We start from the raw sequence: 12,282 nt of genomic DNA, 5'->3' as shown, positions 1-12,282 counted from the left end.
CGACGTGTCTGCCGCTAGAATGCGCGGCATGCCTGGATCTCCCTTCGATGCCCTCAAGCCCCTGGCCGGCCGCGCGCTGGAAGCGGCGCTCAACCGCGCGCTGGCGCTGGACCCGGACACCCGCGAGGCGCTGCGCGGCCTCGACGGCCAACGCGTGGCGCTGACCCTGGAGGCGCCGGCGCTGGCGCTGCAGATTCGCGTGGACGGCACGCGCCTGCAGGTCGGCCCCGTGGATACGGCGCAGGAACCCGACCTGGCGGTGCGCAGCACCCTCGGCGGGCTGTTCGCGCAACTGCCGTTCCTGGCCCAGGCGCGGCGCGGCGCCAGCCCCGGCGGACGGGTGCGGGTGTCCGGCGACGCCGAACTGGCGCGGCGCCTGCAGCAGCTGGCGGGGCGTTTCGATCCGGACTGGCAGCGGCCGTTCACCCAGGTGTTCGGCGACGTGCTCGGCGTGCAGTTCGCCAACGCGGCGCGCGCGGCGTTGCAGCAGGCCCAGCGCGGCGCGCAGGACCTGGCGCAGAGCGCGGCCGAGTTCGTCACCGAGGAATCGCGCGACGTGGTCGCGCGCGCCGAGCTGGAGGCGTTCTACGACGACGTCGATGCGGTGCGCGACGACATCGAGCGCCTGGCCGCGCGCGTGGCCAGACTGTCGCCGGAGCGCGGCGCATGAAGGCGATGTTCCGCGCCAGCCGCATCGGCCGGGTGATCCTGCGCTACCGCCTGGACGACCTGCTCGACGGCACGCCGGCCGAGCGCTGGCTGCGCCTGGCCAAACCGTTCGTGCCGCGCGCCAGCCCGGACATCGCCGCGCAGTCGCGCGGCGCGCGGCTGCGCCTGGCGCTGCAGGACCTGGGCCCGATCTTCGTCAAGTTCGGGCAGATCCTGTCCACCCGCCGCGACCTGATGCCGCCGGACGTGGCCGAGGAACTGACCCTGCTGCAGGACCGGGTGCGCCCGTTCGACGGCGAGGCGGCGCGGCGCATCGTCGAGCAGGCGCTGGGGCAGCCGATCGCGGTGGCCTTCGCCAGCTTCGACACCACGCCGCTGGCCTCGGCCTCGATCGCGCAGGTGCATGCGGCGACGCTGCACGACGGCCGCGAAGTGGTGGTCAAGGTGCTGCGCCCGGACATCGAGCGGCAGATCGGCGCGGATATCGCGCTGCTCAAGTCCGCCGCGGCGCTGGTCGACCGCGCGCATCCGCGCGCCGACAAGATCCGCCCGCGCGAGGTGGTCGCCGAGATCGAGACCACCCTGGCCGCGGAACTGGACCTGCAGCGCGAAGGCGCCAACGCCAGCGTGCTGCGCCGCTTCTGGCTGCATTCGGACGACCTGTACGTGCCGGAGGTGATCTGGAGCCACACCGCCGAGCGCGCGCTGACCCTGGAACGGGTGCGCGGCATCCCGTCGGACGACATCGCCTCGCTCGACGCCGCCGGCATCGACCGCAAGGCGCTGGCGGCCAAGGGCGTGCGCGTGTTCTACACGCAGGTGTTCCGCGACAATTTCTTCCACGCCGATGCGCACGCCGGCAACATCTGGGTCGACAGCGATCCGGCGCGGCGGATCAACCCGCGCTTCATCGCGCTGGACTTCGGCATCATGGGCCAGCTGTCGCAGGAAGATCAGTACTACCTGGCCGAGAACTTCATGGCCATCTTCAACAAGGATTACCGGCGCATGGCCGAGCTGCACGTGGAGGCGGGCTGGATGCCGGCCAACGTGCGCATCGACGAACTGGAAGCGGCGGCGCGTTCGGTGTGCGAACCGTACTTCACCCGGCCGCTGTCGCAGATCTCGCTGGCCGAGGTGCTGATCAAGCTGTTCCGCGTCGCCCAGCGCTACCAGCTGACCCTGCAGCCGCAGCTGATCCTGCTGCAGAAGACCCTGCTCAACATCGAAGGCGTGGGTCGCCAGCTGGATCCGGAACTGGACATCTGGGCGGTGGCGCGGCCGGTGCTTGAGCGCATCCTGATCGAGCGCTACAGCCCGCAGCGCGCGCTGCACGAACTGCGCAAGCGGCTGCCGGAAATCATGACCCACGCGCCGGACATGCCGCGCCTGATCCACGGCTGGCTGCGCCAGCAGGTGGAAGGCCGCCACGAACTGTCGATGCGCTCGCGCGACCTGTTCGAACTCAACGTGATCCTGCTGCGCATGCAGCGCCGCGTGGTCACCGCGATCAGCGGCGTGGGCCTGCTCACCGTCGCGGCGCTGCTGTACGCGCTCGACGCCGGCGGCCCGCAGCTCGGCGGGGCCTCGATCTGGGCGTGGATCGCCGGCGGCCTCGGCGCGGCCAGCCTGCTTTCGGCGTGGCTGCGGCGCTAGCGACGTCGGCCGCGCCAAGGCGACCGGGCTGACAGGCGGCCTGATCGCCTCCCTGCGGCCGCGAGGCTCAGTGCCCTGCCGGCACCCCGGCCGCTTTGGCGAAGAAGTCGTAGATGCCCTGATCGCTCATCTTGCGCGCATTGGCCAGTTCGCCGGCCTTGGTGGTGTAGACCGGTTTGCCGTCGGCGCCGATCACCACCGCGGCCGGGATCCCTTTCTGGATCGGATCGCCGTAGGCCTGGCTCAGCTCCAGGTTGTGGTCGAAGTTGCCGACATCGATCTTGACCACTTCGAAGTGCGCGTTGACCAGGGCCGCGTTCCTGGCCGTGTGCAGCGAGGCGTCGAGCGCGCGGCAGTCGCCGCACCAGTTGGCGCCGAAGATCAGCAGGGTCGGCTTGTGCGCCTTCTTGCCGGCGGCCAGCGCCTGTCGCACCTGCGCCTTGGCGTCGGCGGCGGCGTCGTAGGGCAATTCCAGCGCATGCGCCAGTGGAACGACGGTCAGCAGCGAGACCAGCAGCCAGCGTTTCATGGAGGCACTCCGCAACGTGGGGGAAGGCCATCGTCGAACCGCGGCACGGCGGCGTCAACGGCCCGGCATGGGACGCAGCGTGACGCATGCGTTGTGGTCGGGGCCGCCGGGCACGGATAATCCGGTAGTGAGCACCTCCCCCGATTCCCTGCAGATCCTCTATCTGGACCCCTTCCTGGCCGTGGTCGACAAGCCGGCCAGGCTGATGGTCCACGACAGCAAGCTCGCCCGCGGCGAGGACGATTTCCTTGCCGATCGCCTGCGCGCGCAACTGGGGCGGCCGATCTTTCTGGTGCACCGGCTCGACCGCGCCACCAGCGGTTGCCTGCTGCTGGCGTTCGACCGCGACACCGCCAGCGCGCTGGGCAAGGCGCTGATGGGCGGGGAGGTGGACAAGGACTATCTGGCGATCTGCCGCGGCTGGCCGGCCGAGGAGCGCTTCGACGTCGACCACGACCTCGACGGCGGTCCCGGCAAGCCGCTGAAGAAACCGGCACAGACCCGTTTCCAGCGCCTGGCCTGCGGCGAGCTGCAGGTGCCGTCGGGCGAGTTCGGCACCTCGCGCTACGCGCTGCTGCGCTGCAGCCCGGTGACCGGACGGTTCCGCCAGATCCGCCGCCATCTCAAGCACCTGTCGCACCACCTGATCGGCGACACCAGCCATGGCGACGGCCGCCACAACCGCATCTTCCGCATGCAGGGCGTGCACCGCATGCTGCTGCACGCCGAGCGCCTGGCGTTCCCGCATCCGGACGGGCGCCGGATCGAGGTGAACGCACCGCTGGATGCGGAGTTCGTGCGCGCGTTCGGGTTGTTCGGCTGGTCGGCGGCACCGTGGCAGGGTGGTGCGGAACGAGTGGCGGACGCGTCGGGCGGCGTTGTCGGCTAGCGCGTTCCTACAGTTGCGGAGCCTACCTGTAGGAGCGGCGTCAGCCGCGACATGGTGGATGCGCGGAGTGGCACTACCGACTTAGCTGGTTTCCAGAGCCGTTGAAGCGTCCCATGGGAGCGACTTCAGTCGCGACGGGCTCTACCGGCAATGCCCGTCGCGACTGAAGTCGCTCCCACAGGGTGTCCATGCGGCCTAGGCTGTCACGTGCGGGCGGCGCATCTTTCGCTCCGGATTTGCTGCAAGCGGAACGCGCGCCGCTGCATTCGTCGCGGCTGAAGCCGCTCCTACAGGACCGCGTCGTCTGCGATGCCAGCGTGGCCTGGCGCAGGCGCTGCCTGCGCCACCTTGCGCAGCAGCACGCTCCTACCGCAACCGCAGCGCCGGCCGGCGAGATAGGCCGGCGCCGGTGCGCCGCAGGCTAGGGCTTCGCCGCCGGCGGCGGCGCGCCGACCGTCTGCTCCAGGTCCTTCTGCAGGTCGGCGAACAGCGGGGTGATCTTCTGCTGGATCGCGCCCATCAGGTTCTGCATCAGCTGCGGGGTCTTGTCGAGCATGCTCTGGCCGGCCGGGCTCTCGTAGAACTCGGCCATCGCCAGCACGTCCTGCTTGGAGAACGACTGCTTGTACAGGCTCACGTACAGCGGGCGCATTTCCTGCCACGACAGCGCCTTGCGCACGGTGGCCTGGGTGCGCTCCTGGATCTGCTGCACTTTCTGCTGCTGCGCCGCATCGAGCGGGCGCTGCGCGGTCAGCTGCGCGAACTGCTGGCGCTGCATCGCCTCGATCTGCGGCAGCATGCTGTCGAGCATGTTCTGCGCGCGCGAGGCGGACAGCAGGCGGTTGACGTCGCCGTCGCTGGGCGGCTCGGCCAGCGCGGGCGACGCGGCCAGGGCCAGCAGCGCGGCCAGCAGCAGGCGCTGCGGCCAGGAACGGGAAAGCGACGGGGTCGGGTTCATCGAGCGTCCTGCAGGGCTATGACCGGCGGCCAGGATACGGGAATCGCCGTGGCCTCGGCGTCTGCGCGCTTGCGGCAAACCGGCCTTCCGGCTCTTCGACGGGTCCTGCGGGCGACGCGCGAGGGGACCTGCTCGAGATGGCGCGGCAGCTCGGCGACCTCGTGCGGGAACGGGTCGGCGCTGTCGAAAGCGGCGCAAGGCCCGCGCCAGGGACTGCTTGTGCCCGGCGAATGGCGGCGTGTTCGCCTGCGTGCCATGGGTCGGCGTTGATGCTTGTCGCCGATCTGCTGCATGGGCGCGCCAAGCTGCACAGGACCTGGCTGTGAGACGGCGGCAGGCGGCACGTTCGGGTAGGCGCGCGCCCGCTTGAAGCGAACCAGGCGATGGTTGCCGTCGCCGATGCTGCCTGCGCCCGGCCATTCAGGCCGTGGGCCGCCGGAAATCAAGCCGTCTGGCGGATGCCCTACAATTCGCCGATGGGTAACGGGGCCATCCACATCTCGAGCAGCCTGGCGATTCCGGAAAGCGAAATCGTCGAGCGCTTCGTGCGCGCCAGCGGCGCCGGCGGGCAGAACGTCAACAAGGTCTCCACCGCGGTGGAGCTGCGTTTCGACCTGGCCGGCTCGCCGTCGTTGCCCGAGCCGCTGCGCGCACGCTTGCTGGCGCGGCGCGATCGCCGCATCACCGCCGAGGGCGTGCTGGTGATCGACGCGCAGCGCTTCCGCACCCAGGACCGCAACCGCGACGATGCGCGCCAGCGCTTGGCCGAGTTCATCGCCGCCGGGCTGTCGGTGCCGAAGCGGCGCATCGCCACCAAACCCTCGCACGGCGCCAAGCTGCGGCGCCTGGACGCCAAGCGCGAGCGCAGCCAGATCAAACGCGGCCGCTCGCCCGGCCGCTGGGAGTGACTTTTGACCGAACGCGATTTTCCGTTGCCGCCCGCGACCCCGAACATGCCGATGGTCAAGCCCAGCCGGTTCGGCCGCTGGCTCGGCCGCACCGCGCTGCGCCTGACCGGCTGGCGGGTGGTGGGCGAGTTCCCGGACGTGCCGAAGCTGGTGATGATCGTCGCCCCGCACTCATCCAACTGGGACGGGTTCCTGGGCTTCGCGGTCAAGTTCGCGGTCGGTTTCGAGGTGCGCGTGCTCGGCAAGACCCAGCTGTTCTGGTGGCCGCTGGGGCCGCTGCTGCGCAAGCTCGGCGGCATCCCGCTGGACCGCAAGTCGCCGCGCGGCGTGGTCGAGCAGGCGGTGGCGCTGATCCGCGAGGCGCCGCGCATGTGGTACGTGATCACCCCCGAAGGCACGCGCAAGCGCGTGGAGAAGTGGAAGGTCGGCTTCTGGAAGATCGCCCACGGCGCGGAGATCCCGATCTTCCCGGTGTACTTCGACTATCCCAGCCGCACCGTCGGCCTCGGCCCGCTGTTCCACACCAGCGCCGACATGCACGCCGACATCGCCGCGATCCGCACCTGGTACCGGCCGTGGCGCGGGAAGCATCGCGACACGTTGTGAGGCTGGCCGTCGATGCGGATGCGGTTCCTGTAGGAGCGGCTTCAGCCGCGACAGGGCGTTGCCGGTAACACTCCTGTCGCGGCTGAAGCCGCTCCTACAGGATCGCGCCTGCGGCCGCTGTTCCACACCTGCGACGACATGCAGGATCTCGGTTTCTTACAGTTCGCGAAGTGTTGTGGGAGCGACTTCAGTCGCGACGGGCTCTACCGGTAAGGCCCGTCGCGACTGAAGTCGCTCCCACAAGATCGCTGCGGCCTGCAAACGATCGAAAAAAAACCCTTGCCGCGTCGCCAGCCGCAGCGCCGCTACAGCGCGCTGCCGCCGAACTTGTGCGTGTACTGCAGGTACACGCTGCGGCCTACGGTGTCGAACCAGGACACGTCGTAGTACGGATACGAGGTGTAGGTGCGGTCGTGCGGCGGCATCTTGTCGAACAGGTTGGTCACCGCCAGCGACAGTTGCGCGTGGTCGCCGATGCGGTACTGCACCGAGGCGTTGTAGCGGTAGGTGGCGCCGATCCACGGGCTGTCGCCGCTCTCCGGGTCGAACACCTGGTCGTAGGAATCGGAGCTGGGCAGGCGGCCCAGGCGTTCGCCGTGCAGTGTCGCCGACCAGGCCTTGCGTTCCCACGACACGCTGGCGCTGGCCTTGGTCCGCGGGATGTCGTAGCCGCTGTTGACCGCGAACTCGTCCACCATCGCCTCGCCGGCGTACACCTGGATGTCGTGGCGGCGCACCCAGGTGTAGCTGCCGCCGAAACGGAAGGTGCCGATCGCGGTGTCCAGCCGGTAGTGGGTGCTGAAGTCGATGCCGCTGGTGCTCTCGCGGGCGATGTTGATCGGGTTGACGAAGACCCCGTACAGGTCGCCGTCGGCGCTGCGGGTGACCCGCGACAGCGCTTGCTGGCAGGTGGTCGAGGCCGCATCCAGATTGCCCAGCCGGCACTCGGATTCGTCGCGCAGCACCTGGTCCACGCGCAGGTCCTGCACCTGGTCGCGCATGTCGATGTCGAAGTAGTCCACCGACACGTCCAGTTCCGGGCGCGGCGACCAGACGAAGCCGGCGGTCCACGAGGTGCTGGTCTCCGGGTCCAGATTCCGGTTGCCGCTGCGGCCGCGGATGATGCCCTCGTCGTTGTAGCTGCAGTCCTCGATCGCCACCCCGGGCTCTTCGTCGGCGCAGCGGTAGTAGTCCACGCCGGAGGTCTCGTCGTTGCCGGGGCCGGAATAGACGTAGTGCAGGTCCGGCGCGCGGAACGCGGTGCCGTAGGAGCCGCGCAGCAGCAACGTGTCCAGCGGGCGCCATTCCAGCCCGCCGCTGTAGGTGAACTTGCCCAGGGTACGGCCGGAGAAGCGGTACTGGTCGTAGCGTCCGGCCAGGCTCAGCGACACCGTCGACAGCACCGGCAGGCGCAGCTCGCTGGCCAGCGCCCAGCGGTTGCGGCTGCCGTGGCCGTCGGAGTCCTTCCAGCTGTAGTAGTAGTACTGGGTGGCCAGCGGATCCGGGCGCAGGTCGTAACCCTGGTTGCCGAACTCGGCGGTGGCCGACAGCCCCGCATCGCCGCCGGGCAGCGCGAACAGGCTGGGGTTGGTCACGGTGAAGGCGGCGGTGTCGGTGCGCGAGCGCGGCTGGTAGACGCTGCGCTGGGCGATGCCGTCGTACTCGGCGCGGCTCAGCGGCGTGTACAGGCGCTCGGGGTCGGCGTTGAAGATCGGCAGGCCCGAATCGTCGTCCACGCCCAGCTGCGGGCCGAGGAACAGCGCGTTGGCGCGTTCGGCGACGATCTGCGGCCAGCTGATCGTGGCCTGGTACTGCGAATGGCTGAGGCTGGCCTCGTAGTCCCAGTCGCTGCCCAGCTTGCCCTTGAAGCCGGTGGTCAGGCTGAGGGTCTTCTGCCGCGTGCGGATGGTGCCGGTGTTGAGTCCGCCCATTTCCTCGGGGCTGAACTGGCGGCCCCAGGCTTCGATCTGGTCGGTGGCCTGGTTGTAGAAATAGCCCTCTTCGTTGCCATCCGGGGCCATGTAGCCCCACTGGGTCACGTCGCGGAACAGCGACAGCTCGTGGTAGCCCAGCTGCAGGTCGGCGAACCACTGTGTGCCGCCGTCGAAGGCATAGTTCAGCGACGCGTAGGCGTTGACGCCGCGGCGCTTGTTGCCGATGGTGCCGTAGCCGATCGAGGCGCTGCTGCCGCAGAACTCGCCGTAGCCCGGGCGCGAGGCGTAGCCGGTGCTGCCGCGGTTGAGGCCGGACACTGCCTCGCAGGTGGCTTCGCCCGGATCCAGGTAGTTGTCGTCGTAGTCGGTGCGCAGGAAGGTGCGCCGCGGCACCTGCGAACGTTCGGTCGGGCCGTCCAGCGTGCTGTCCTGGCGGCTGCGCTGGTAGGCCCACAGCGGCGTCTGGGTCACCGCTTCGGCGCCGAACACCGCATCGAACGCGCCGCGCGAGAAACCGCTGCTGATGCTGAGGTTGAAGCTGTCGCCGCCACCGCCGCTGGTGTCGCCGAAGCGGTAGTCCAGGGTGGTGCCGTCGGCCTGCTTCTTGAGGATGAAGTTGACCACGCCGGAGATCGCGTCCGAGCCGTAGATCGCCGAGGCGCTGCCGGTCAGGATCTCGATGCGGTCGATCATGCCCAGCGGGATGTTGGAGATGTCGGTGAAGTTGCTGCGGCCCTTGAACGGCATCGGGAAGTCGGCGATGCGGCGGCCGTTGACCAGCACCAGGGTGTGGTTGGGGCCGAGCCCGCGCAGGTCCACCTGCTGCGCGCCGGGCGAGAAATCCGCGCCGCTGGCCGACTGCGGGCTCTGCGTCTCGCCGCCGTTCTGGGTCATCGCGCGCAGCACGTCCGGCACCGAGGTGAAGCCGTTGGCCTTGATCTGCTCGGCGCTGATCACGCTGATCGGCGCCGGCCCTTCCAGCTGCGCGCGCGGGATGCGCGAGCCGGTGACCTGCAGCGTCTGCAGATCGGCGATCGCTTGCTCGGGCGCGGCAGCGGGCAGCACGGCGCGCACCGGTTGCGCGCGTGGCGCCGCCGGCTCCTGGCGCCGCACCAGCCAGGCGCCGGAGGCGTCGCGCTGGGCGACGAAACCGCTGCCGTGCAGTATCCGTTGCAGCGCCTGCGCGGTGTCCAGCCGGCCCTGCGCGCCGGCGCTGCGCGCGCCGTCGAGTTGGTCGGCGCGGTAGATCAGCTGCGCGCCGGATTGCCGCGCCAGCGCCTCCAGCGCCGCGCGCAGCGGGCCGGCGGGAATGTTCAGTTGGCTGTCGGCGGCTTGGCCGCCGGCAACCGTTTGCGCCTGCGCCGCGCAGGCGGTCGCACAGGCCATGCTCAGCAGCAGCACACGCATCGGATATCGCATCGAGTCTTCTCCCCTGACACAGGCGCAAGGCCACGCCCCCGTTAGTCAGGACGAACGAGCTGCGCAAATCCCCCCTGTCATGCTGCACGGCCGCCGCGGGCGGCGCCTCAGCGGCTGTGCAGCAGCACCTGGTCGCCGCGGCGCTCGGCGCGGATCGGGAAGCCCTGCTCGAGCAGACGCACGAACGCCTCGGTGTTGGACCAGCGGAAATTGCCGCCGACCCGCAGCGCGCCGGCGCCGGCGTCGGCCACGCGCAGCTTGACCGTGTTGTAGCGGTTGAACTCGGCCACCGCGGCCTGCAGCGGGGTGTCGTCGAAGGTCAGGTAGCCGTTGCGCCAGTCCAGGGCGCGCTCGGCCTCGGCCAGGGGGACCCGGCGCACCAGCACCCCGTGCGGGCCGGCCAGGGCGATGCTGCCGGCCGCCAGCAGGGTCGGCGGCGCCTGCGGATGCGCCGCCGATTCCAGCCGCACCGTGCCTTCGGTGACCACCACGCGCAGCGCGTCGGCATCGCGGCGCACGGCGAAGCGCGTGCCCACCGCGATCACCCGGCGCGCGCCGCTGGCGACCACGAACGGCCGCGCCGGGTCCTTGCTCACCTCGAAGAACGCTTCGCCGCGTTGCAGGTCGATCTGCCGCCGCGCGCGCGACAGCGCTACGTCGATGCGGCTGTCGCTGCTCAGCGTGGCGCGCGAGCCGTCCGCCAGCGCCAGCGGGCGCAGGCTGCCGGTGGCGCTGGCGTAGGCGACCGGCGCCACCGTCGTGGACTGGTTCCAGCCCAGGCCGAGCGCGGCGCCGAACAGCAGCGTCGCGGCCAGCGCCAGCGGCCAGCGCCGGCGCGTGCGCGGTGGCGGGCGCGGCGCGAAGCGCAGCCGGCCCAGGTCGGTCGGTGCGCCGGGCGCGGCCGCTGCCGGCGTGCTGTCGCCCGCTTCGATGTCGTTCGTCGCGGTGTCGCTCACCGCCAGCCCGCGCCAGCTGCCGCGCGGCGGAACGCTGCCGTCGCGCCGGCCCGCGCCCAGCGCCTGCAGCCGCCCGCTCTGCTGCCACGCCGCCTGCAGGCGCACGAACGCCACCCGGTGCGCGGTGGCCGCCGACAGCCAGGCGTCCAACCGCGCCTGCTGCCGCGGCGACCAGTCGCCGCGGTCGCGCCGCGCCAGCCAGGCCGCCGCACGCAGCTCAATCCGCCTGCTGTCCATCCTGCGCCCGTGCCCGCCGCGGCGCCGCCGGCGCACGCGCGCCGTCGTCGCCATGAAAATGATCGGCCAGCAGGCGCATGCCCTTGGCCACGTGCTTTTCCACGGTCTTCTCGCTGATGCCCAGACGCACGGCCACCTCCCTTTGCGACAGTTCCTCGACCCGCCGCAGCCAGATCACGCTGCGGCAGCGGTCGGGCAGGCGGTCGAAGGCGGCCGCCAGCCGTCCCAGTACCTGCCGTCCGCCGCACCAGCGTTCCGGCGACAGCTCGTCTACCAAGACGTGCATCGACTCCAAATCACCCACTGCCTCGATCGAGACTACCCGGCTGCGGCGCAGCCGGTCGGTGATCAGGTGCCGTGCGGTGGCGAACAGGAACGATTTGGGCAGGCTCGGCCGCGCTTTGCCGGCGGCCTCGTAGACGCGCACGTAGATTTCCTGGCGCAGATCGTGCCACTCGTCGCGGTGCGGCCAGCAGCGCCGCAGGTAGCCGCTCAGCGCCTGCTCGTGGACGAGGATCTCGTGGACGAACCAATCGTCGAGGGAAGCGGGCATGCATTCCACATTAGCCGATCGTCCGCCCGCGTGGCAGCGCCCGCGCGTCGCCACGAACCGGTACAACTGCGAGGGGGGAAACCGCGCCGCCGTTCGTCCCCTGTCTGCAACGAACCACCCGTTCGGTTCCCGTCCGCCCCTCGAGGAGATCCGCATGACCCGTTTCGTCGGCCCGTTCCGGCCCTGGATGGTGGCGCTGCTGGGCCTGTGCCTGGCCGCGCCCGCCGCTGCGCGCGACTACCGCCAATACCTGGTCGGCGACCCGGCCCTGCCCACGCCCGGCCCGGTCGCGCCGGGGCTGCTGCTGATGGGCGGCGGCGATCGCAACTACGACGCGCTGCGCTGGTTCCTGGCCAAGGCCGGGCATGGCCATGTGGTGGTGCTGCGCGCCTCGCAGGGCAACGAAGTGGCCGAGGAGTTCTACCGCGACGTCGGCGGCGTGGCGTCGGTGGAGACCTTCGTGTTCAAGGGCCGCGGCGCGTCCAGCGATCCGGCGCTGCTGCGCAGCCTGGCCCGCGCCGACGGCATCTTCATCGCCGGCGGCGACCAGTCGCGCTACGTGCGCTACTGGAAGGGCACGCCGGTGGCCGCGGCGCTGGACGCGCATGTGCGCGCCGGCAAGCCGCTCGGCGGCACCAGCGCCGGCCTGGCGATGCTCGGCGAGTACCTCTACGGCGCGATGGACGGCGGCAGCCTGACCAGCGCACCGGCGCTGGCCGATCCGCTGGGGCCGGCCACCACCATCGAGACCGACTTCCTGCACCTGGACCTGCTCAAGCGGATCATCACCGACACCCATTTCAAGGAGCGCGACCGGCTCGGCCGGCTGTTCGCGTTCCGCGCCAAGGCGGCGACGCTGGCCCCGGCCGGGCAGCCGCTGATCGGCCTGGGCGTGGACGAGAGCGCCGCGCTGGCGGTGGAAGGCGACGGCAGCGCACGGGTCTATGCCACCGATCCGCAGGCCGGCG

Annotated in this window: 10 protein-coding genes and 1 pseudogene; 6 read left to right on the top strand and 5 right to left on the bottom strand. The window is 70.8% G+C overall.

From position 1 onward, the window contains the following. Positions 1 to 28 precede the first annotated feature (28 nt). Positions 29 to 670, top strand: a complete 642-nt coding sequence (locus J2Y70_RS15510; protein ID WP_263396245.1) for an SCP2 domain-containing protein — start codon at positions 29 to 31, stop codon at positions 668 to 670. Then, positions 667 to 2,325 (top strand): ubiquinone biosynthesis regulatory protein kinase UbiB, encoded by a 1,659-nt coding sequence (gene ubiB / locus J2Y70_RS15505; RefSeq protein ID WP_263396244.1) that lies wholly within the window; start codon positions 667 to 669, stop codon positions 2,323 to 2,325. The genes J2Y70_RS15510 and ubiB overlap by 4 nt, the downstream gene beginning before the upstream one ends. 67 nt (positions 2,326 to 2,392) lie before the next feature. Here the strand turns inward: ubiB and J2Y70_RS15500 are convergent, their stop codons facing one another. Continuing rightward, the gene (locus J2Y70_RS15500; RefSeq protein WP_263396243.1) at positions 2,393 to 2,854 is read right to left on the bottom strand and encodes a thioredoxin family protein; all 462 of its coding nucleotides are present in this window, start codon (positions 2,852 to 2,854) and stop codon (positions 2,393 to 2,395) included. A gap of 67 nt (positions 2,855 to 2,921) precedes the next feature. Here J2Y70_RS15500 and J2Y70_RS15495 point away from each other — a divergent pair, with 67 nt between their 5' ends. Continuing rightward, entirely contained in the window at positions 2,922 to 3,743 is an 822-nt protein-coding gene (locus J2Y70_RS15495) for a pseudouridine synthase (RefSeq protein ID WP_263396242.1), read from the top strand. Positions 3,744 to 4,164: 421 nt separating this feature from the next. On the opposite strand, the gene J2Y70_RS15490 is transcribed toward J2Y70_RS15495, so the two are convergent. After that, entirely contained in the window at positions 4,165 to 4,701 is a 537-nt protein-coding gene (locus tag J2Y70_RS15490; protein ID WP_263396240.1) for a DUF2059 domain-containing protein, read from the bottom strand. Between the two features lie 476 nt (positions 4,702 to 5,177). On the opposite strand from J2Y70_RS15490, the gene arfB reads away from it, so the two are divergent. Then, positions 5,178 to 5,609 carry an alternative ribosome rescue aminoacyl-tRNA hydrolase ArfB gene (gene arfB / locus J2Y70_RS15485; protein WP_263396239.1) on the top strand — a complete coding sequence of 144 codons (432 nt, stop codon included), beginning with the start codon at positions 5,178 to 5,180 and terminating at the stop codon, positions 5,607 to 5,609. 3 nt (positions 5,610 to 5,612) lie between these two features. After that, the gene (locus J2Y70_RS15480; RefSeq protein ID WP_263396238.1) at positions 5,613 to 6,215 is read left to right on the top strand and encodes a lysophospholipid acyltransferase family protein; all 603 of its coding nucleotides are present in this window, start codon (positions 5,613 to 5,615) and stop codon (positions 6,213 to 6,215) included. Between the two features lie 305 nt (positions 6,216 to 6,520). On the opposite strand, the gene J2Y70_RS15475 is transcribed toward J2Y70_RS15480, so the two are convergent. The 3 genes from J2Y70_RS15475 to J2Y70_RS15465 form a co-directional block, all read right to left on the bottom strand. Next, positions 6,521 to 9,568, bottom strand: coding sequence for a TonB-dependent receptor (locus J2Y70_RS15475; RefSeq protein ID WP_309919371.1), 3,048 nt, complete (start codon positions 9,566 to 9,568; stop codon positions 6,521 to 6,523). Positions 9,569 to 9,675: 107 nt separating this feature from the next. Continuing rightward, a complete protein-coding gene (locus tag J2Y70_RS15470) occupies positions 9,676 to 10,761 on the bottom strand; it encodes a FecR domain-containing protein (protein ID WP_309919368.1) in 1,086 nt (361 codons plus the stop codon). Continuing rightward, positions 10,742 to 11,470, bottom strand: coding sequence for a sigma-70 family RNA polymerase sigma factor (locus J2Y70_RS15465; RefSeq protein ID WP_309919365.1), 729 nt, complete (start codon positions 11,468 to 11,470; stop codon positions 10,742 to 10,744). The genes J2Y70_RS15470 and J2Y70_RS15465 overlap by 20 nt, the downstream gene beginning before the upstream one ends. Between J2Y70_RS15465 and J2Y70_RS15460 the strand changes: the two are divergent. Beyond that, positions 11,469 to 12,233, top strand: a pseudogene (locus tag J2Y70_RS15460) (cyanophycinase); the annotation flags it as partial. The gene J2Y70_RS15465 and the pseudogene J2Y70_RS15460 overlap by 2 nt on opposite strands. Between the last annotated feature and the right edge of the window lie 49 nt (positions 12,234 to 12,282).

It is taken from the genome of Xanthomonas sp. 1678 (assembly GCF_031455575.1).
Lineage (GTDB): Bacteria > Pseudomonadota > Gammaproteobacteria > Xanthomonadales > Xanthomonadaceae > Xanthomonas_A.
Note: the sequence above shows the minus strand (reverse complement) of the source record. Positions and strands in the feature narration are given on the sequence as shown.